Source organism: Hirschia litorea (assembly GCF_042665075.1).
GTDB lineage: Bacteria > Pseudomonadota > Alphaproteobacteria > Caulobacterales > Hyphomonadaceae > Hirschia > Hirschia litorea.
This window is the reverse complement of sequence record NZ_JBHTBR010000002.1, coordinates 20297-41629: the sequence shown is the minus strand read 5'-3', so window position 1 is coordinate 41629 and position 21333 is coordinate 20297. Positions and strand designations below refer to the sequence as shown.

Annotated in this window: 21 protein-coding genes; 8 read left to right on the top strand and 13 right to left on the bottom strand. The window is 45.7% G+C overall.

Translation table 11 applies throughout. The features are described from left to right. Positions 1-42: 42 nt before the first annotated feature. From ACFQS8_RS00230 to ACFQS8_RS00220, 3 genes are all read right to left on the bottom strand, one after another. A complete protein-coding gene (locus ACFQS8_RS00230; protein WP_382164588.1) occupies positions 43-1359 on the bottom strand; it encodes an outer membrane beta-barrel protein in 1317 nt (438 codons plus the stop codon). Between the two features lie 413 nt (positions 1360-1772). Next, complete coding sequence (locus ACFQS8_RS00225; RefSeq protein WP_382164586.1) at positions 1773-2732, bottom strand: glycosyltransferase family 2 protein; 960 nt, start codon at positions 2730-2732, stop codon at positions 1773-1775. A gap of 75 nt (positions 2733-2807) precedes the next feature. Next, complete coding sequence (locus tag ACFQS8_RS00220; RefSeq protein ID WP_382164584.1) at positions 2808-4148, bottom strand: O-antigen ligase family protein; 1341 nt, start codon at positions 4146-4148, stop codon at positions 2808-2810. A 327-nt stretch (positions 4149-4475) separates the two neighbouring features. On the opposite strand from ACFQS8_RS00220, the gene ACFQS8_RS00215 reads away from it, so the two are divergent. Next, a complete protein-coding gene (locus ACFQS8_RS00215; RefSeq protein ID WP_382164582.1) occupies positions 4476-5411 on the top strand; it encodes a family 16 glycosylhydrolase in 936 nt (311 codons plus the stop codon). A 127-nt stretch (positions 5412-5538) separates the two neighbouring features. Here ACFQS8_RS00215 and ACFQS8_RS00210 read toward each other — a convergent pair whose 3' ends face one another. Continuing rightward, entirely contained in the window at positions 5539-6585 is a 1047-nt protein-coding gene (locus ACFQS8_RS00210; protein WP_382164580.1) for a glycosyltransferase family 2 protein, read from the bottom strand. A gap of 312 nt (positions 6586-6897) precedes the next feature. On the opposite strand from ACFQS8_RS00210, the gene ACFQS8_RS00205 reads away from it, so the two are divergent. Both ACFQS8_RS00205 and ACFQS8_RS00200 read left to right on the top strand, forming a co-directional pair. Beyond that, entirely contained in the window at positions 6898-7818 is a 921-nt protein-coding gene (locus ACFQS8_RS00205) for a ParA family protein (RefSeq protein ID WP_382164578.1), read from the top strand. Continuing rightward, positions 7797-8165 carry a hypothetical protein gene (locus tag ACFQS8_RS00200; protein ID WP_382164576.1) on the top strand — a complete coding sequence of 123 codons (369 nt, stop codon included), beginning with the start codon at positions 7797-7799 and terminating at the stop codon, positions 8163-8165. The genes ACFQS8_RS00205 and ACFQS8_RS00200 overlap by 22 nt, the downstream gene beginning before the upstream one ends. Before the next feature lie 26 nt (positions 8166-8191). Here ACFQS8_RS00200 and ACFQS8_RS00195 read toward each other — a convergent pair whose 3' ends face one another. Continuing rightward, positions 8192-8593, bottom strand: a complete 402-nt coding sequence (locus tag ACFQS8_RS00195; protein ID WP_382164574.1) for a Fur family transcriptional regulator — start codon at positions 8591-8593, stop codon at positions 8192-8194. A 125-nt stretch (positions 8594-8718) separates the two neighbouring features. Beyond that, positions 8719-10290 (bottom strand): glucose-6-phosphate isomerase, encoded by a 1572-nt coding sequence (pgi, locus tag ACFQS8_RS00190; RefSeq protein WP_382164571.1) that lies wholly within the window; start codon positions 10288-10290, stop codon positions 8719-8721. A gap of 151 nt (positions 10291-10441) precedes the next feature. On the opposite strand from pgi, the gene ACFQS8_RS00185 reads away from it, so the two are divergent. Next, entirely contained in the window at positions 10442-11005 is a 564-nt protein-coding gene (locus ACFQS8_RS00185; RefSeq protein ID WP_382164569.1) for a c-type cytochrome, read from the top strand. A gap of 27 nt (positions 11006-11032) precedes the next feature. On the opposite strand, the gene ACFQS8_RS00180 is transcribed toward ACFQS8_RS00185, so the two are convergent. After that, on the bottom strand, positions 11033-11803 hold the full coding sequence (locus ACFQS8_RS00180) for a hypothetical protein (RefSeq protein ID WP_382164567.1): 771 nt from the start codon (positions 11801-11803) through the stop codon (positions 11033-11035). A gap of 164 nt (positions 11804-11967) precedes the next feature. Between ACFQS8_RS00180 and ACFQS8_RS00175 the strand changes: the two genes are divergently transcribed. The 3 genes from ACFQS8_RS00175 to ACFQS8_RS00165 all read left to right on the top strand — a co-directional run bounded on the left by ACFQS8_RS00175 (position 11968) and on the right by ACFQS8_RS00165 (position 14203). Beyond that, positions 11968-12741 carry an NAD kinase gene (locus tag ACFQS8_RS00175; protein ID WP_382164565.1) on the top strand — a complete coding sequence of 258 codons (774 nt, stop codon included), beginning with the start codon at positions 11968-11970 and terminating at the stop codon, positions 12739-12741. 127 nt (positions 12742-12868) lie between these two features. Next, positions 12869-13381 (top strand): Hpt domain-containing protein, encoded by a 513-nt coding sequence (locus ACFQS8_RS00170; protein WP_382164563.1) that lies wholly within the window; start codon positions 12869-12871, stop codon positions 13379-13381. A 126-nt stretch (positions 13382-13507) separates the two neighbouring features. Then, the gene (locus ACFQS8_RS00165) at positions 13508-14203 is read left to right on the top strand and encodes an EAL domain-containing protein (RefSeq protein ID WP_382164561.1); all 696 of its coding nucleotides are present in this window, start codon (positions 13508-13510) and stop codon (positions 14201-14203) included. A 23-nt stretch (positions 14204-14226) separates the two neighbouring features. Here ACFQS8_RS00165 and spbR read toward each other — a convergent pair whose 3' ends face one another. Together spbR and ACFQS8_RS00155 are read right to left on the bottom strand one after the other, a co-directional pair. Further along, complete coding sequence (spbR, locus tag ACFQS8_RS00160; RefSeq protein WP_382164559.1) at positions 14227-15375, bottom strand: SpbR family protein; 1149 nt, start codon at positions 15373-15375, stop codon at positions 14227-14229. A 92-nt stretch (positions 15376-15467) separates the two neighbouring features. Next, a complete protein-coding gene (locus tag ACFQS8_RS00155) occupies positions 15468-16328 on the bottom strand; it encodes a transglycosylase SLT domain-containing protein (protein ID WP_382164557.1) in 861 nt (286 codons plus the stop codon). A 177-nt stretch (positions 16329-16505) separates the two neighbouring features. Between ACFQS8_RS00155 and ACFQS8_RS00150 the strand changes: the two genes are divergently transcribed. Then, positions 16506-16997 (top strand): response regulator, encoded by a 492-nt coding sequence (locus ACFQS8_RS00150; RefSeq protein WP_382164555.1) that lies wholly within the window; start codon positions 16506-16508, stop codon positions 16995-16997. Here ACFQS8_RS00150 and ACFQS8_RS00145 read toward each other — a convergent pair. The 4 genes from ACFQS8_RS00145 to ACFQS8_RS00130 form a co-directional block, all read right to left on the bottom strand. After that, on the bottom strand, positions 16994-18154 hold the full coding sequence (locus tag ACFQS8_RS00145) for an NAD(P)/FAD-dependent oxidoreductase (RefSeq protein WP_382164553.1): 1161 nt from the start codon (positions 18152-18154) through the stop codon (positions 16994-16996). The two genes, ACFQS8_RS00150 and ACFQS8_RS00145, sit on opposite strands and share 4 nt — an antisense overlap. Before the next feature lie 151 nt (positions 18155-18305). Further along, positions 18306-18566, bottom strand: a complete 261-nt coding sequence (locus ACFQS8_RS00140; RefSeq protein ID WP_382164551.1) for a hypothetical protein — start codon at positions 18564-18566, stop codon at positions 18306-18308. 239 nt (positions 18567-18805) lie between these two features. Further along, positions 18806-19849 (bottom strand): Leu/Phe/Val dehydrogenase, encoded by a 1044-nt coding sequence (locus ACFQS8_RS00135; RefSeq protein WP_382164549.1) that lies wholly within the window; start codon positions 19847-19849, stop codon positions 18806-18808. A 183-nt stretch (positions 19850-20032) separates the two neighbouring features. Then, positions 20033-21259, bottom strand: coding sequence for a class I SAM-dependent methyltransferase (locus ACFQS8_RS00130; RefSeq protein WP_382164547.1), 1227 nt, complete (start codon positions 21257-21259; stop codon positions 20033-20035). Between the last annotated feature and the right edge of the window lie 74 nt (positions 21260-21333).

The window sequence follows — 21333 nt, the reverse complement described above, 5'->3', positions numbered from 1 at the left end:
ATTATACTATTTAATAAATTCTATTGCCTTGCGGCCCTTCCCTTATGGGAAGAGCTTCAAGCCAACACCTACAATTGTTTGGTCAAAATTACGTCCGCGAGTCTCATTGCTTGAATCGCGGTTGTAGTAACGAAGATTGAAATCAAGATGCGCATTTGGGTTTAGCTTATATACAGCCCCAGCGCCTACATCGTAGAAATCTTGATTGTAAGAAGCGATTGCATTGTTACCGTCAAACTCTTCCACACCTGCATTAGCAGATGCTGTCAAAAGAATGTTACGCTTTAATTCGTGATCAACACGAACTTCACCACTTGTTACCAGAGCAGATGGAATATCGATTTGCCCAGTATCAGATGAATACCGATCCACACCCAAAGAAAGTGTTGTCAAAGGTGTTGGAAGCCACTGAACATCCGCATTAACTGCGAGACCTTCAATGTCTTCAAAACGTGCATCTTCACGCTCTTCAAACAAATACCCAACAGCAACTTCACCGCGTATCAAAGAAGATAGCTGGAAGTTTGTTCCAACTGTAGCACGGTAACCCTCTGCATCACGACGAATGTCGTTGTTTGGGTTTGTATCAGCCAAGTTAATGTCTTGGCTATAATCACGCTCATATGTCAGCGCTTGCACAAACACTGCGATGTCTGGGTTGATTGCATACCCAGCACGCGCTTTTATTTCGGTCTCATCAAAATCACGGAAAGAACGGTCATCGACGAAATCATTGTTCAAACGTACATCATCAAATGACAATTGGCGTACATTTGCACCAAGTGACAATTGAACAGCATCGCGTTCGAAATTTGCCGCTCCACCAAAACTTGCAACATCATATTCAGCTGGTTCTGCAGGCGAAGTGTCTAGGTCAACACTTCCACCATAAATCCCGCGCTGCTCAGTCAAGCTTTGTGCGCTACCAGTTACAGTGAAGTTGAATTCACGTGTCACGTCCAAACGACCGCGTAAGAAACCACCGATATTTGTGTGACTCTCATCACCATTGTCAGTGTATTCTTTGTGCTTGGCTTCAGCTGTCACACCCAAAGCGTGACGGCTCCAATCAGAGTCTAGATTAAACGCAGGTGATACCGCGACAATCACATCTGACTGTTCGTCATTTTCAAGTGCATAAATATTTGAATTTGTTTCAACGCCCAGCCCTAGCTCGGGTTGAAACTTGAAGGTGCCAACGCGAACAACACGCGGCTCAAACTCCGGAAGGTAGTGCTCACCCGCTCCGACAATACGGTCACGACTGAACATGTTATCTTGAGCGACTGCAACTTGAGTCCCGATAACCGTTGTCAGCGCGCCAACACTAATAGCTTTGATCAATTTGGACACTAGCATTCCCTTTTAGTTTTCGCACATCATGCGCGAGACCTGGATTTCCCCAACTGGAGCAATTTCGAGGCCAAGATTTCACCACAGGTGAGAATTATTCGGTTTTCACGACATTTTTTGAAAAAAATAGCGCCAACCCGAGAATTTAGCGTCACCTATCCGCCAAATCCGTATTTTTGTAACCTTCTAACACTTAGACACCTTAAATCGGGTTCAATTGCATAGAAGAATTCATCGTTAAGTATTCACGTCCGATTGAGATTACAAAACAAACTATTAATCTATTTTGCTAAAACAAACATAAACACCTCAACATTTCGTTTTCGTAATGTAAAAGCCAAGAGTTCGATACTATGGCGTGTTCAGATCTGGCACAAATGTGTGCATTTTTTGACATGAACACTTAAAATACAAAATTCTTATTTTAATTTGTGTAGCTTTTCCTTAGCGATCTTAAAAAACTGTCCAAAAACAAAACTCAAAGCACGCGGGCGTTGTGCCATGACTGCTAGCACACCTAATAAGCGTTTTGCTTTCAAATATTCAACTATTTGTTGAAATACGTGCGTATTTTCTAATCTCTCACGATGCAATCGCGCTGCATCTTTTTCGGCGGCAGACATAGCATCCCCATGACGGCGATCAAATCTCACAGCAGCATCCACAAGGCGCTCAGTTAATTGCGTATTCAACCTATGAGAAATCGAGCCAGCTTCCACACGATATGCGTATTTTGCAATTGGCTCAAAAGTCATCTTTCCACCCTTCGCTAGGATGTCTGCGACAAGATAATAGTCTTCTGAATTTCTCAAACTCTCATCATAGCTTAGATGATGCGCCTGCAAGAATGCACTCGAGAACAATGGCTTTAAATAGCCCAACGCTGGTGCATCCGACATGATCATATTGCAACGAATATAATGTTCTAGTGAGATAACGTGTCGTTTTGAGAATTCAGGCTGCGTCAAAAAAGGTCCGGCTTCAATTGATTGCCCCTGCCCATCAACGCGCACGATGTTATCAACGATAATATCAGCTTTTTCATCGTCAGCGGCTTTAACAAGCAGAGCAAGCCTTCCTGGCAGAAAAGTATCATCTGCATCAAGCACAGCAATGTAGCGTCCTTGCGCTACAGAAATTCCTTGATTGCGTGCTTTAGACGGTCCACCATTTTGGGGCATTTTGATAACCTGCAGACGGTCATCACCCTCTCCACATGCCCTAGCAACTTCAGAAGTGCGATCAGGAGATGCATCGTCCACGACGATAACTTCAATCTCCACTCCTTCTTGAGAGAGCGCCGATTCTATCGCATTTTGTATATAATCTTGAGCACGCCAAGCTGCGATAATTACACTTACATCTTTTTGAAAAGTCATAACCTACCCCACAGCCCAACACCCTCGAACTGCATTTTAAAAATTGAAAATCGAAACCTTTTTACGAGACGAAGATCACTTTTCTCGTGCAAGCTCTTTCCACTGTGATGAGATTGTTAGGTTTTGCGCAGGTTTCTTTTCAAAATAACTCTTTGGAACTAAAACAGTCTTGAAAGATAACGCTGTAAGACCACCCAAGAAGAGCATAATTTTGTTCATTTCAAACACATTGTACAAATCAGATTCCGTCATGGAACGTGCCAACGACACGAGTGTAATCATAAGGAAAAATGATGCGCTCAAATCTTGTCTGCGAAACCAATTTATTATGGCACGCCAAAGAACAAATGCCAGCGCGATCAACATAAAGCTCAGTCCGACCAATCCAAGATGAACTGTGATCTCAAAATAGGAGTTATGGAAAGAAAACCGCGTGTATTCTTCTTTGAAGAAATATTCTAACCAGCCCTCAGCGTCACCGCGTCCTAACTGCCAGAAACCCTCAGCTCCCAATCCAAAGATCGGATTCTCTGGGATCAATTCCTGTGCAAATCCCCATAATTCGGTACGCCCAGTAAGGGTTGTATCTTTTCCTAAACTATCAAGGAAAGCGACAACTGGGCCATCGACAAACATCGACATCCCGATAATCAAACCCAGTACAACCAAGGACACGATACTAATTATCAAAACAACGGAAGCTGATTGAATTTTTGTAACAGACTTCCACACTGTTCCCATTATCAACATGACACCGAAAGATACGATTGCCAGAACGAGTGAGGTCGCAGACTCCACTTTAAAAATACTGAGAAAGGTTAGCGGCAGAATTAATCCAGCTATCCACTTTTCAAATATGAGTGTTTTGCTCTCAAGTACCATAAAGAGACAGGCAACGAACAAGAAGAACATACGGTTCGCAACAAGGTTTTTCTCCTCGAACCCCATTGGCAGATCGTAAGGACCAAGGTTTGGGAGGTGAGAAAACACGACGAAAGCAACAGGAATATAGGCATAAAACAGACAGCGTATAATTTGATGCGGGCTCAATCGAACTGCTATGTAGATAAGGAGGATAATATCGAGCATATGCATCAAACCAAATTTCAGCGCCGTCGCTGAATTTGGTGACCACATTACAGAAAACGTTACCCAAGCAGGGAATAGAAACAAAAACCAAAGATGGCGTGCATACGGGCGCAAAAACGCTTGATTAAGGGCAACACTTCCCAAAAACCCAGCAAAACACAAATATCTGAGCGGCCCCATTCCTTCCAATTCTGTCGCAGTAGCGAAAAACCAGACAGACACGAGCAGCATTTCCCACTTCGCACCCTCAAAAGGAATACGTATAGGAATCATCTGATGCTTCAGTGGATCTGAAAAATTTTTATTAGCTGTCGAAGAAACAGACATACAAACCTCAATAAATATCTCAAACCCTACACAGTGTACGCTTTGAGCAACTTAAACAGCATTAATACAAGAATGATGCCCTTTTTGAGCCATGCCCTCACTTACCGTCATGTGAACCACATTGAAACACCCAATACGTCCACATTAAGGTCGCATTGCACCTCTAGGTAAAAGAAATAGCGTTAACTCAAATTCAAGCCACAATTAAACACAAAACCCTTTCAATAACCCTTAGCTTTTCCTGTTGATTTGTTTTCAAATCGAATTTGTTTGGCTAGTATCTTGCGTATTCTAGGCGGACACCTCTTTTAATTGGATAACACTAAAATGAATTTCTTTAAGTCACGCCAACTTTCTGGCAGTTTACTAATGGTCAGCTTGTCTGCCCTGTTGACCGCCTCAAGCGTTACAACATTTGGTGTTTTCGCATCTGCTGAAAAAGCAAACTCAGAAATTCACTCAGACCAAATCCCCTATAGCAATCCAAATAATCGCGAATTACTCGACTCCTTCGTAAAAACATTTGAAGCCGGCCATGACTATACCAAATGGTATATTTCCAACTTCATCATTGAAGACGACTTTTTCCAAAATGGGTGGACAACTGACAATACTATTTTCATGGAAAATGGTGATGTTGCGCTTGCTCTGACACACAGAAAAATGGCTAAAAAACCATTTAGTGGCGCTGAGTACCAAAAAAAGGGTTGGTCACAATACGGTCGTTACGAGACGATCATGACATCTGCGCCAGGATCAGGGATTGTCACCGGATTTTTCACGCACACCAATGACTATTTTAAAGACCCTCACGACGAGATTGATATAGAATTCCTCGGCAAAGATACCCAAAGCGTGCAATTCAATATTTATCGCGATGGCCGAGAAATGGGCGGTCACACGATAAAACTCCCTTACGACGCATCTGAAGAATTCCATCTATATGCTTTTGAATGGACCCCTACGGAAGTGCGTTGGTTTATCGATGACAAACTCATGTTTACAGCCACGGATCGCGATTTTGACATTCCAGACGCACCTCAACGTCTCATGATGCAAATTTGGACGGGCAATATTTTTGAATGGCATGGCAAAGCACGATTTGCAGACGGTGCCAGCGCGGTATTTCGATGTGTGTCCTACACAAGGCTCAATGATGATTCCGCCGAAAAATGCTCGGACAAGCCAGAATTGCTAAGCCAATCCGTTGTCGAACTCATAGAGAATGGCGAAATAACCAAAACAGCGCAGAACAACAATTAAACGCGCGATATAAGCGTCCCAAACCATAGAAAAAGCGACATAGGATAAAACTATGTCGCTTTTTTTAGTGGTCTCTCAAATCTTATACTGCGAGATCAGCTCTATCATTTGTAATGTGCTGATCTATTTAAACGGTAACTTCAATAGCTTGTTTCTCAACAGGAACAAACAAATACCCCTTTAAAAAACCTAATGCCCATGCGTTATGCATCGCCCCCAATGCAAGCCCAGCATTCAGGCCCGATATTTTCTTCAGCTTAACCGCACAAACAAGCCCCACCAAAACCAACACGCTCAAATAAACGATTGGCATCGCGGTCATCAGAGTAATCAACGGGAATGCAAGCAGCGAGTTTGTTGCCGCTAATACCCCCCACGCAACGACGGACGCAGCCATAATACCCAGATTAATAATCGGAATAGCTTGGCGCAATTTTGGTTTCGTTCCATGCTTTTTCATATTCATCGCACGGCCATATTTGAAATACTGCTTCCACGTCGCTCGAAATGTCGGACGCGGCATATATTCAATACGTCCCTCCGCATACATATATACTTTGTGACCAGCCTCATTCACGCGGTGATCATATTCAGCATCTTCATTGTGCGAGAAGTTTTCGTCATACCCGCCAAGGCTACGAAACACCTCCAGATCAAAGGCTGCATGATGACCATGATCAACATAGCCAGACTTGCTACCGCCTCTATGTGATGATCCACCACTTCCAAGCGGTTTATCTACAACCCACGCATTCGCCTCTTGATATCCCTGTGTTCCAACAGCATCCATTGGTACAACAACAGATGCAGCCTCAATCTCAGCGAGTTTACCAGCCACAGTCAAAACAAAGTCTTGCGGATAAATAGAATGCGCATCACACCGCACCATGATCTTAGCGCCATCTGGTGCCTGCTCCGCTGCTAAGTTTAATGCCGCTGCCTGCAATTTTTTAGGATTGTGCAAAACGGATAGATTGGAAAACTCACCTTTCAATCGCTCGACAATTTGCACAGTCTTATCATCACTACCGCCATCAACCACAACGAATTGAACGTGAGACAACGCCGCATCTCCCACCATCAAAGAGCGCAAACACGTCTCAATATAGTGTTCTTCATTTAAAGTTGGGATAACTGCATAGGTCTGTTTTGCAAGATCAACTTTATTTAGCATGCAATGTACTCCACTTTTATCACCGCCGATTTTATCGAAGCGATGTTTTTTTATACAGAAGTCTGCAAGAACAAAGCCAGTCATACCTCTTCATTGCGTGCATATAGACCCAGAGGGTATAAATTTTCAGTAAGCCTTTTCTTAATAATCGCAAATAATGCATCATCTCTCAAAAACAAAAAAAATCTCAGTCACAAGGCTGGTATAAGCGACAATTGACGTTATTAGTTTTACAATACTTTGTCAGCGTTGATGACGGGCTTTTGCCCCATTCAAAAGCGGCAAGAGACGATTGGGAGAGTTCTTAGTAAAATGACAGCGATCATCGCAGCTATAGCAAACCTCAAAGGCGGCGTCGGTAAATCCACGACCACTGTTATGCTTGCAGATGGTTTGGCTTATTTTTATGGCCTCAATGTTTGTGTCGTAGACCTCGATGCCCAAGCCAATTCCAGCCAAATGCTTCTAACAGAGCGCGGCGTTCAAATGGCATACGAGCAAGGTAAAGGTGCAACCCACCTTTTACGTGGTTTCATAGATGGTGACCCCTCCCACGCAGCAGACTTCATTATGCCAAATGCTGTCACGCTTGAAGAATTACGCATTGCCGAAGAAAATGATGAACGCAAAGGTTGGATCTCCGCTTTGCCGTCACACCCTCACCTTCGCTTACAAGAAATGGGGCTAGAGGAGAACTGGTATTCAAAAGCCGGTACGCCAACGTCACTTTCTCAAAAACTCGCCGAGCATTTCAAAGAAGGTTTTGATGTTTTGCGCAATTATTATGATGTCATCCTAATAGATTGCCCACCACATCTATCCCCGTTATCGCGCGCTGGCTTGTCGCTTTCCGACGTATTTGTCATGCCGACAATCGCTGATGCTGTATCAACTTGGGGCACAAAACAGTTTTCTGATTGGGTTGGCGCGAACATCGCACCCGATCTTGCAGAACGTAATTTTGTACTGATTACGCGCTTTAGAAACACGTCCTATGCAAAACAGGTTGCATCTGAATTACAAGATATTTACCTTAAAGGTAGATGGTTTGGCCCAAAAATTCCCGAGTCTGTCCATGTCTTGAACGCTATGGACCGGGCAGCTCCCGATAGTTACGATACTTTTCGTGGGAAATACGGTGGCGTAAAAGGTGATGTTTCACGACTAGCCGAGCGGTTCACAGATTTCCTACGTCAAAGAGCAGGACACAAATGGCAGAAGATCCGAGATTAGACGCAGTAGCATTCCTCGATCGCTTCTTCGATGAAGTAAGAGATGAAGCGCGTACAAATCCGCAATTTGCTAGTCGCTTAGTCAAGGCAATGGGCGGGCAAGTTGTGTTTGAAGACGCTACAAAAGCAGATGTTGCAAACCCTTATGTGCTTGCAGCCGATGGAGACAAGTCCGCTTTCTATTCGGTCTTTTCACCAATGAAACCATCTCAAATCAAAAAAGTGCTCAAAGACAACAATTTGGCGACATCTATTGATATTCGGGGAAAATCCGCCAGCCAGTTATTAGACATGCTGTATGATCGCGCATCCCTTAAAATATCAGAGCGTAAATCGAGTTATTTTTAAAGCTTAGGAGAGCTGTAAAACCGCGCTCAATCAATACGAATGATGAGGCTAACTGCTTTAATATCACTACCCTCTGGCGGCGTCGGCAGTTTCGATACGACAAGATCGCTTGCCTCAATATCAATCAATTCGCCGGTCGATTCTTTTAGAAAATGGTGGTGCTCACGTGTATTCGTATCAAACACGATAGACGATCCGCCCACATGTATCTGGCGCAATACGCCAATCTCAACAAAGCTATTGAGCGTATTATAAACACTTGCCAAAGAGACACTCTCATTAGATTGAGCCAACTGGTTCGCAACCCATTCAGCAGAAACATGGCGGTCCTCACCATCCATCAACAACAATTGCGCAACCGCCATGCGTGGGCGGGTAAAGCGCATATCGTGTTTCTCAAATAAAGCTGCTAATTGTTCTTTGGTCATATATTTTATGTAAGCAAGCTGCCCTAATCTCGCAAGATGTAGCGACAGCAAATAAATAAATTGTGGCCAGCTTGTCGCTTCACATCACAACAAGCTAGCCAAATAAATAAACCTAATGCGATAGGCTACGCACGCGCATCTTGTGTTTTCTTGATCAAACGCAATGTTGTTGCATCACGGTCTTTCGTTGATGTGCCCGAAATTGCGTTATCAATTTCCTCAGCCATCACTTTACCAAGCTCAACACCCCATTGATCAAACGGGTTGATGCCCAAAAGCATGCCATAGGCAAACGTGCGGTGTTCATACATAGCGATCAATGCACCAACAGAACGCGGCGAGATATCATCCAGAATAAACATTGAAGATGCGCGTCCGCCCTCCATGTGCATGTGAGGTGCGCGCGCTTTGATAGTCGCTTCATCTACGCCCTTCTCGCGCAGCTGAACCTCTGCCTCTGCCTCAGAACGGCCAACCAAAAATGCCTCTGCTTGTGCATATGCATTTGCCAACAAAGATTGACCGTTTGCTTTATACCCTTCATTCACACCAGCGTTCATTGCCACAACAAATTCCGCCGCAGAACGATCCGTCCCTTGGTGCAATAATTGGTGAAATGAGTGCTGCCCCAATGTACCAACAGAACCCCACGTGATTGGTGCAGTTATATCAGCTTTCACACCACGACCTGATGCCGCTGATTTACCGTTGGATTCCATCTCAAGCTGCTGCAAGAAATCTGGTAATTTTCGTAAGCGGTGCGCATAAGCCAGCACGACACGTGAAGGTACACCTCGTTGTGAGTGCACGTGATAATCCATCATCGCCAAACGCGCAGGCAAGTTCTCTTCCAAAGGCGCATCTCTAAAGTGCACATCCATATCAGACCCACCACCGAGGAACTCAGCCCAAGCTTCATTTCCAAGTGCGATCATCAAAGATAGCCCAACAGAAGACCACACAGAATAACGACCACCTACAGCAGAATCCATCGGAAAGATTCGATCCGCTGGCGCACCCCAAGCTTGCGCAAGATCTGGTGCTGAAGACACCGCCGCCATGTGGTTCATCAATTGATCTTCACCTAATTTAGAGATCAACCACTCGCGTGCCAATTGTGCATTTGCTTGTGTTTCGGGTGTTTTGAAAGATTTAGATACCACAATCACCAATGTTGTTTCAGCATCCAATCCTTCTGTTGCCTCTGCAAAATCAGCAGGATCAACATTTGCACAAAAACGAAGCGCGGGGCCCTCATGTCCCAATGGGCGCAAAGCATCCCAGATCAAACGCGGACCAAGATCAGAACCACCAATACCAATGTGCAAGATTGTTTTTACTTTATATCCCAAACCACCTGAGCGCACTTTCGTTGCAAATTCACCGCAAGCTTTGGCCTGTTCTGCAAACTCAGCCGATTTCGCCAAGTGAGCTGCATTGCCACGCAATGCCCAATGCAGTGCTGGGCGTTGCTCAGAACCATTAATGCTGTCACCCGCGAACAAAGATTTAATCGCGTCAGCAAGCTTTTGCTCCTCTGCGAATTTGAGCATTGATTTATAGCCAGCTTCAGACAAAGGCTGGCGTGTTACATCGGCCTCAACATGTGGCCCTTTCCAGACGAAGCGCTCGCCACGCCCATCTTCACGAACGATGTCTTTCAAAGCTTGGTGACTTCCTGTCGATGTGTTTGTCATACTATTCTGTCTTCCCCTGCATTCTGGAACTTCACCAACAGTTTGGCGTTTTAATTGCGACGATAAACCACTCATAAGGAATTGGATGGCATTTAGGTTGTCTGATACACTTGTTTGAAATGCGGGTCACGTACCTAAGGAGCCAGATAGCATGTTTAAATTCCGTTTTGTCGCATTCGCGATGTTAACGTCACCATTTTTAATCGCCTGTGGTCAACAAGAGACTACAACACCGACACAACAGACGCCCAGCGCAACGGAATCACAAGCAAACCAAGCAGACACCTCCGTCGCATCTGAAGCCGGTCAGAATGCAAACACAGAGGTAGCAGAAGACCCGATTCCAGCGAAATTAGCGGCTCTACCTGCCCCATATAATACTGCTGATTATGACAAAGGCCGCAGACAATATGCAACTTGCCGCTCTTGTCACCTCCTAGATGAAGGCGCTGGCCATCGCGTTGGCCCGAACCTCTTTAACTTGTTCAACCACAAAGTTGGACAGGCCGAAAAGTTTAAGTACTCCAAAGCACTACAAGAAGCCGACTTTGAATGGACACCAGAAAAGCTCGACCAATGGCTTGCAAACCCACGAGAGTTTCTACCAAACAACCGCATGACGTTCGCAGGTATTTCAAACGCAACACAGCGTACGAATTTGATTGCTTACTTAATGATTGAAACTGCACCAGAAGCGAAAGCTTCCGCAGAATAGTCAAAATAAACGTAGAATAACAGCGTCTTAGAACTGTTTCCAAATGGACATGAAGACGCTGTTTTCTTCAAATGCACCACTCATCTCCTGGCGCATTCCTACGCCCATATAGCTCTTCCCAAAACGACGACTTACCCCAACCTCTAGCTTTGCAAATTCTCTCCCTGGATATTGCTCGCTAAACGCTTTTACTTGCACATCCCACTTCTCATCCGGTTGATACCCAACAACTGCGTCAACAGTGACATGCTCACACCCTTGACGCGCGCCAGTTGCGATTTCTGCAAAACCATACAGTTTAGAGTTTTTCCACCCTTGCGAGTATCCAGCAGCCACTCCAAACTCACCTCCGAAACCGCCACAAGACTGGTCATCCAGCTTTTCTCCAACGTAAACAGTAGATTGCGCAGTCATATGCCATGCATCTTTGGACCATATTTCTCGCTTTGCGCCGATTTGACCTGATGACCGATCATTATAATTTGCTTCTGCACGCCAAACAGTTTCCATCTTCCCGGTCACTGTCCAATCGTCTGTCATACCAAATTCAAGATAACTATCTTGGCGCCAATTTTTCCCAAAATCACCGCGCTCATACCCAACATTTAACGATTGGTAGCCAGCATTCTTTGGCAATGTCCACGCACTTGCATGCGCAACATCCGAAAGAAACAAGGCCTTCAAACACCCCGTTGTCGCTGTCGTCACTATAGTTTTTACGCTAACTCGCCCCATCTCAAACACCCCAACTGCCCGATTACTTAATTGGTGCGACAATAAATTCGTAAAAACAAACACTTTCCCCTATATTTTCAGCGTGTTCGCCTATGAGTTGCAAGCGAATGCTTTTATAAAGCTTGACGAACAACGTCATATATTCGTCAATCCTTTCAAGCTTCGGAAAAATATGTTTTCAAAGACAAAATCAATAAGATGAAGCGCAAAGTAGAGAGATAACCGACATGAATGCGTCATCCCCCCGCATCCACTTCATCGCAAGCCAACGCCCAGAAGCGCAAACAGCATTTGGAATACTTTCTCGGCGATATGGTCAAACCAAATTGGATGCCGCCGATGTCGTAGTTACCCTTGGCGGCGACGGTACAATGTTGGAAGCACTACATACGCGCTTTCAAGATCACCTTCCTGTATACGGAATGCATCGGGGGTCAGTTGGTTTTTTGATGAATGACTACTCTGATGACAATCTACTAGAGAGAATTGATACTGCTGTACGTGCAATCATTCACCCCCTTGTAATGAAAGCAACTTTACTTGATGGAAGCGAAGTCACATACCGCGCTATCAATGAAGTTTCACTCATCCGCCAATCCGCTCAAGCAGCCAAACTTCGCATCTTCGTGGACGACAAAGAACGTTTAAATGAGCTGGCATGTGATGGCGTTCTTGTCGCAACCCCTGCTGGGTCAACAGCCTATAATCTATCAGCGCACGGTCCTATTCTTCCAATCCGCTCCAATCTGCTCGCACTAACGCCCATCTCGCCTTTCCGGCCGCGCCGATGGAGAGGCGCACTATTGCGTCATGATGCCGTTGTTCGCTTTGAAACAATTGAAGGCGAACGTCGCTCAGTTGCAGCAACAGCAGACACCCAAGAAGTGAGAAATGTGAGCATTGTAGAAGTTAGAGAAGACCGCCAAAATTCGCTAACGCTACTGTTTGACGAAGGTCACGCGCTTGATGATCGTATCCTTCAGGAACAATTTGCATTCTAATATCCCGCAAATGCAATTGTTATCCACACGCCTTGTTAACCAATATTCTCTTATGGTTATATGGAAAAGTATAAAACGACCGCACTCTGCATGGTTGTTTCGACCAATGTTTTAGATAGGCCTCCCAATGAGCAAAGCCAAACCAATCGAGATTTTTACGCCCCCAAACGCGTTGAAAGCGAAAGTCGGTGGAAGCCTCTCGCCAATGGACAAACGCGCGATAGCAAAAGCTGACCAAGCCTTGGCCAAACTATCTGTAGAATTTCAAGACTGGATTGAAGACGAACTCAAGCGTCTTGAAGAAGCGTGGCAGAGCTTTTCCAATGCAAGTGATAAAGTTCAAGCCGTTACGAACGTTCATGCTGTTGCGCACGACCTTAAAGGCCTTGCAAAAACATATGAATACCCACTTGTTGGACGTATGGCAGCCTCATTATGTCGACTGACAAATGATGAAGTAGATCGCTCCAAATCTCCAGAGCACTTGATCCGCGCTCACATTGATGGCGTTCGCGCTGCAATTAAAGGCCACATCAAAACCGAGGAGCACCCTGTAGGCTCCATACTGGTGACGGAAATGGAAACTCAAGTTTCAGACTTTGAAGCGAAAAACTCCATCATCACAGACGGTCAAGCTTAATAAAATACTGCTAAATCCTAACTATTCTTATGCGATATTGTTTTAAATTACGCACCTCAACTTCGCGGAGTTTAAAACTCATTCTGTTAACTTGGTTCCATAAACATAATAATAATGGACCAAGCTATGACCCTCGCCTCCCCGTTCAAAGTCATCGCCAACGACAATAAAGTCGCGCCTATCCGCGAATCTAAAATCCGTTTTGCCCGTATTCACGACCTTAAATCAGGTGAAGTTATTGGTGCCGACGCACAGACTGAAACCTCCTATGAGGAAGCTGCCCTTTTTGGATTTGCAGCAGGCAAGACAAACCTAGAAAGCCCAGCTCAATGGCTTGGAAATCAGATTGAACGCGTAGGCCGCCTTGCCAACGAATCCGGCATGGATGCACGCCCCATCTCCATCGTTGCCCCTTTAGCAGCACTCACACATCCTGACGCACCTATGGCAGCAGAGGCTGGAGCACGCCGCGCAAACATATGTTTACAAGAATTTCGCATCGAATTTCCTGATGCAGCCATTTATGAAGCTGAAGATATCGCACCCGCCTATATTGAAAGCTTTTACTCGCGTGGTTTCCGCGTAGGCATAGATGCACGCCAATCATGGAAAAGCCCTTTTGGGGCCTATATGAGTTCTGTTGTTGAAGCTGTCCGCCTTGATGCACGCACGATTTCAGATCTTCCACGATCTTCAGACCGAATTGAAAATGCTTATGGCTCTGGTGCCATTCTTTTTGTTGAAAATGCCGCTTGGCAAGATGCAGAAGACCTTAGCAATCAAGGCATTCAATACGCAGTAAACCCTCGCCTCAACGGTTAAGTTTGAGACGTTAGAGCAGCAAACTAAGCATGCTTCCTCGGATTTCCATGATAAGCTTCATCAAGTGAATCTAGCTTATCTAAGAGATAATCAAGATCTGCACGCGGAATGGCTTGAAATTGTGTCAGCACTCTTTCAGTCATTCTCTTGCGGAAACGTACAAGATCCCCGTCCCCACCATCCATCGTATTTTCGTGAAACACTTCTATCGCTAATTTAAAGGCTGGGAACATGCCACTCGGCAAACCTGCACGTTCGAATATGGTTTTCAGCCCCAAATTACCTGCGTCATGAATCATCAACCATGCTTTTGAGTGAGGCACACCCGCCAATTCGGCAAATGCCCACTCAACAAATGTCATATGCCCCAAACACATAGCCCGCATAATGAGTGATGGCGTCATACGCCCACTTAGATTTAGGTGCGCAACAAACTGACCTGGATCAGTTGTTTTACCAGCCTGCTCCACAAGATCCAATGTCGCGCGCTCACGTGCACCCGACGCAATCTCGATAGCCAATTGAGGCGGCAATTCATGGTCATTTACAAGACGGTCAAACAATTCACCTGTAACCAGTGACACCAATTTCTCAGCGATATGAATTGGTATGCGCTCACGCGAAATGATAGCGCCTTTTATTTCGTCATCTTGGTTGAAACGAGAGAGAGTTGTCTCATATGCACGGTCACTAAAAGCGGCACCTTCATTCAGAGCAGCTGCCTCAACCGCTTCTTTGTTTCCATGCTCAGCAATCACTTCAACCACAGCTTCTGACACCGTATCACGCTCAGCAATCGCAACTTGTTTTTCAGGAGAAGAAGCAAGCAACAGCTCAATCAAATCATCTTCTGAAAGACGAGGAGAGTGTTTCAAAATCGGTGTAGCGACACTTTCAATATCACGCGCTAAGCGTACAGCGAGATCACGCGGTAAATTGGGCGATGATCTTAGCGTAACCGCAAGTGTGCGACGCACGAGTGCGGCAGCATCTTCGGCTAGGATACGCATGATCTGATCGGCATTTTCACGATCTTTGGGAGACAGTTTAGCTGTATCAATCCGACGACAAATCTTGTGAGCCGCATTCGCTCGCGCTTCAGGGGTTGCCCCTTTAACAAGGCGGCGAATATCATCTTGAGTGAGATTTGAACGCATAGTGGCGACAGACATATTACACTAACCTATGGTAAACAGCGCTCCCAAAATACGATTAAGCGCCTAAACACAATGTGCTTTTATCGTTAACGAAGCTTTTATAACATTTAAGTTTTATGGATAGAAACTTTATCTTCTTGTTGTTTTTCAGCATTCTCAAAATGACGCGACTGCAAATCAAGCAGTGTCATCACCATTGTAGAGCTTAGCTGCACTCCCATTTTAATTCCATTTGATGGTGCTATGGGCATTTTTGAAACGTCGGACTGAAAAGACGCCATATACGAACCAACATCCTGTACCGGCGTCTTTTCTTGTGCCGGCGTATTTTCTGCTTGAGGCGCTTGTCCACCTGTTAAATGTGCGTACACCCCTGCAACAGAGCGTGCCTGCCCACTTCTTTCATTAAAAATCGCGCGATTAGCGCGTGCAGCCGCAGGAAACAGGTCTTCCGCTTTTTGTGTAGAACCTTGTTGCACTGCGTTTATCAATTCAACCGCCCCAGAAGGCCCCATAAAGTGGGCAACATACAATTCTTTGGAGGTGGGTTCCCTCCCGATTCCGCGTCTCAATATTGTAGCATTTTCATTGGCCAACTCACCTGCCATACGTGACGCCATAACAGGGTCTTCTCGCATCGCTAGGATTTCCGATTTATCCTTTGGGTCTGCAACAACTGCCCTACCAGCTCCAATTTGAACGGAATTTGCAGCATCGTCCAAACCATACTTTGCGCCATAGCGATCAATCATCCGCAACCAAGTATCGTCTGTGAATTGAAACAAACCAGTCGCAGAAGATGTCGTCGCCTTAGCGGTAGGGTCCATCCCAGACTCACGCTTGGCTGTTTTCAGTAAGTAACTGAAATCTGCGCCCGTCTCTTTTGCGGCCACGCGTATAGCAGCCTTGGGATCAAGGTTCTGAGAGTGTGCACCAACCGCTGACGAAGCGCGAGACATTGAATCCATAGTGAACTTTACCTTCTATTCAAACGTAAAATTACTCAATCAGTGTCAATCTTCCGTTAACAAACGAAGTTTGCCACACCTCTATTTTATCAACTCTTGCTGGAATAGCAGTGCCCCTCTTTCAAATGCTTTCAAATTCCTGTCTAACCAAGGGTCATAATATGCAGGACTTTCACAATGACTTCTTTTAATTCTGTCAACATTTTGGTCGTAGATGATCACCAGAATATGCGTCAGATTTGGCAAACAATCTTGAAGGGCTTTGGAGTTTCCAAGGTGCTACAAGCTTCAGATGCAGCCAGTGCACTTGAGGTTTTAAGAGATTATAGCGTTGATATTGCCGTCGTAGATGTTGTTATGCCCGATATTTTAGGCACTGAGCTGATCACAATGATCCGCCGAGCTGATGATAGTCCCAACAAAATGATCCCAATCATTGTGTGTACAGCCGACACAAGGCGCTCATGTATTTATCAGCTCATCAATGCTGGGGCTGATGAAATTCTGACAAAGCCCGTAAGACCAGACGCCATTTGGCAAAGACTGATCTCTGTCATCAACCACCGCCGTCAATTTGTAAAAACGCCAACTTATTTCGGGCCTGACAGACGCCGTGTTGATGATCCATCCTATAAAGGAAGAGACCGCCGCGAGTCAGCTCTTATTTAAGGCAACACTTTCTCAGAAGTGCTCTCTGCTGGTACTGACCTTTGGAAACGCCCTAACGAAAACTTCTGCTCCAACGTAGATAATTCCTGTTCAAGCAGCAATTTCACAATGATATCCGCAGTCAATGGTGAAAGCAAAATTCCATTGCGGTAATGTCCAGCTGCAACAGCGATTCCCTCAACTTTACTCCAGCCAATAATCGGCGCGTGGTCTATTGTTCCAGGTCGCACCCCAGCCCACGACATTTTCACGTCAGCTTCGGCTAATATCGGGCAAATTTCTGCCGCTGCGTTTTTCAATGCCAGAATATCAGAGTCTTGAACAATCTTGTCAGATACGCCCCATTCAGATGTTGCACCGATAACAATACGGGTCGATTTTGGAGCGATATAACCAGCTCCAAACCGTAAAACCTTTTCAGGTGCCCCCAGAATCGGATCAACGGCAAGCATTTGCCCTTTTACTGGGATAATACAGCCCTCATCGACAAGCTGTGTGAGCTCACCATCCACATACACACTTTCTTTAGTGCCGACGCCCGCAGTCCAAACGATTCTATCAAAATCACCCACACCCCTCACGCGCCAACCATTCTCATATCGGTGGAGATGTTTCACAGGCGTGTCTGGTAAAAGCTGCACTCCCGCCTTCGCAAGCGCAGACATCAACGCACCAATTGCTGCCCAATTATCAATTTGTTGATCCGTTGGCAGCAGCAATGCTGACTCAAGTGCAGAAGATAGGGATGCATCAATTGCTCTTGCACGCTTGCCCGTTAAACGCCGAACAGGTACCTCACGCTCTCGACATGCTTCCTCGAGACGGTCAAGCCGAATGACCTGCTCTGCATTCACTGCACATGCAAGTGTTCCCATGCCAAAATAATCAAGAGAGGTATCAGAATAAGCTTGCAGCCACGGCGCAAAATCACGCCAAATATCAGCCCCCGCCATACAAAGTTCAAATAGGTCAGCATGAGCTTCTGGCTCGTGCGCGGCCTCATATGCAGGTGCCAACATTCCTGCTGCCGCCCAGCTTGCACCGGTAGCTGGTTTCGCTTGATCGGCTAAAACAACCTGCACTCCTGCCTGAGCAAGACGCAAAGCGGTACACATACCCACAAGGCCTGCGCCAACAACAAGAACGCGTTTTTTCAAACTTAATTTTGAATCATGGAAAGTCATAGACACGATATAGTCGGAATGATTGCGACTTTCACCCTAATTCACCTAATAGCAGTGCTAATTTTGGTAAAAAAACCAAATAATACGCCAAGAGCTTGGAAAACCACCCGTAGTATATACCTAGCTAAGCGACTTTATCGTGTGATTGTCGTTGAGAACGCCAGAATAACAAGAATTTCGCGGCATGTGATCTGTCTTGGAAAATCAACTTGCGCCGTAATGCCAAGCCCGTGTGCTCGGTTGTCATCATGAAATCAAGTGCATTCGCAGCCTCATCACACGTATTAGACTCTTCACACCATTTTGCAAATGCATCCAAAGCGGACGCTAAACGCATCCCGTCACCAGCATCAGCACCCTCTAATCGCACAACAACTTCAGTCATAATCCGTCCCCAGAACTCTACTATCCCTGAAATGTCATCCCAACTAACTATCCAGTATTGAACAAGATAATCGTCAATGCATAAGACATCCAGACTATTAGCCTGATCGATGCAACAAGTGCGCCATATTCCCCAACGACCGTAAATATTTTTTAGGTAAATATAACAACTCAAAACAAAACTACCCAATACTGATAAAGTACTGGGCAGTTGAAATAATGACTGTTTAAATTTGAAGCTTACTTGTGCGCTGCTTTAATTCTGGCTTTCGCCATTTCTAAAGCGATTTCGCTTGATGGGCGAGTTTCCTGTATCGCTTTGTCTAGAATTTTACCAAGCGTCGCTGTAAGTGTTTCAACCTTGGACTCAACCCAAGGCATGCTGTACACACCTGAAATTTCTGATGCGACATTGATAATCCCACCGCCATTGATCACAAAGTCTGGCGCATACAATACCCCTGCTTGACGAACCTTCTCTCCCATATCAGCTGTTGCCAATTGGTTGTTCGCTCCACCCGCAATCGCTTTTACCTTTAAACGCTCAAGTGTTGTGTCATTGATGATCGCACCAAGCGCATTCGGCGAGAAAATATCTGCCTCAACGTCATAAATATCATCAGGAGCAACAATCGTTGCACCGGTCGCCTTGGATACGCGATTAAGGCTTTCTTGGTTGATATCAGTAATTGTTAGAATTGCGCCCGCTTTAGCAAGGTGCCCACAAACATACTCACCCACATGACCAACACCCTGCACTGCAATGCGCACACCTTTAAGGCTTTCGGTTTTCAAAGCGCGTCTTGCTGTTGCTTCAATACCTTTAAATACACCGAGCGCAGTCACAGGCGATGGGTCGCCAGATGCAGCATCTCCATCATCAAGCCCTGCAACAAAGCGTGTTTGCTCACCGACATATTTGATGTCATCTGGAGAAATTCCAACATCTTCAGCTGTCCAGTATTTACCATTCAAACTATCAACAGCTTGCCCAAATGCGCGGAATAACTCAGGTGATTTTTGTGTTTTACTGTCACCCCAAATAACACCCTTACCGCCGCCAAGAGGCAAATCAGCAATAGCGTTTTTGTAGCTCATTCCTTCGGAGAGTCGAAGCGCATCACGCATAGCCGCTTCACCATCAACATAATTCCACATCCGACATCCACCTGCTGCTGGCCCTAGAGCAGTCGAATGAATAGCGATAATGGCGCGCAAACCAGTCGCATCATCGTGAAACATGTGGACACTTTCGTGACCGGCGAATGCATCCGTGTCGAACATATCTAACTCCAGAACCAAAGCTGCCGAAAAATCAGGCAAAATAAAAGAGAGTTGATAAGCCTAATTTATAGCCTAGGGCAATGGTTGAATTGCGAATGTTCACGACCTCATTCGTCAATGCTTTTCCAGATTTTCAGTTGAATATGTGCAAAATGAGTATTTCGCGGTTTCAGCCCCAAGCTACTAGTCAAATAAACTATCAACAGCGCTTTGATCTAACTCTTCAGTGGCTTCTTCTTCGTCAACCTCAACTTCCCAACCCGCCGCATCATCTGCCGCTGAACTTGGTGAATTGATTATGCCGTCATTAGCGTCATCTGGCTGAATATCAGCTATAGCCTCAGCGGGCTGACCTTTTTCTGCTTCGTCAGCTGGCGCAAACAAATCAGCGTCCACCGCTTGTGCTGTTTCGTTCGCCAGAAAAGCTTCATTTAAAGGCTCATCATCTTCCGCCAATGCACCCGGTTTCTCAACGATCCAAACATCAACGCGTAATTGCCCTGCTTCAAGCGCTTTCAAACGTGAACGCCATGCTACAACTTCCCAAGACACTTCTTGCAACATCAATGCTGCATCGCGCCCGCCAATTCCCTCGGCAACCACATCTTCAAGCGCAGGCCCCAACCGAGCAAAAGCTGCTTTAACAGCATCAATCACAATAGGCGTTGCATCGACGCGTCGCACTAATTTGAAACCTGTAATTTCAAGCGTCTTTTGAAGTTCTTCGCCATGGCATAATTGGGGCTCAGCCCAAGCAGACGCAAAGGCGGTATCTGCCACATAGTCAGGGTTTGCAGAATAATCCATCAACGCCCAGCGTCCACCATCTCGCAGTGCGCGATAAACACGTGAGCTCAGCCCCGCTTTATGGTCCACGAAAGTCATCGCATCTACAGACACAACGCTTTTTAAAGTTCCATCTTCAAATCGGTTCATCCGATCAAGGTCAGCATTGGTCACGCGCGCATTTTCGGTCAGTTCAGAAGAGCGTTTCCCACACGGTTCACGCCACTCGACAAGCTCTAACGCCTCACCCGCCGCCTGCGCCAATATATCTGTTGATACAGCGTCAACGCCAAGCAGACCGATTTTGCCAATCCGTCCACGTACCCGCCCCATAGCCTCAATCAGCACAGCGTCCAATTCGCCATCGCCGGGCATATATCGCCCACGTCCCCAAATCGTTTCTAGTGCAGCTATACGAGGTGGAGGTGTTGAAATCTTTTTGTCGACATCAAGAGGTTTAATCTTAGAGCCATTTGTTGTCTGGTTTTCTTCATTCTCCGCGATCTGCGCGAGATATGCTTCCCTGTCGAAGTCCTTACCATTCCACCACGCGCCAAGACGCGCCTTGAGTTCCGCACGGCCCTCAGGTTCGGTGAATGAATTAAGCTGTTCAACAAGTTCCAAAACAGTCCAACCGTTTTTTAGTTACAATCCTACACAGGCAAACCTAACAGCCTGTGGTTAATATTCGGATATTT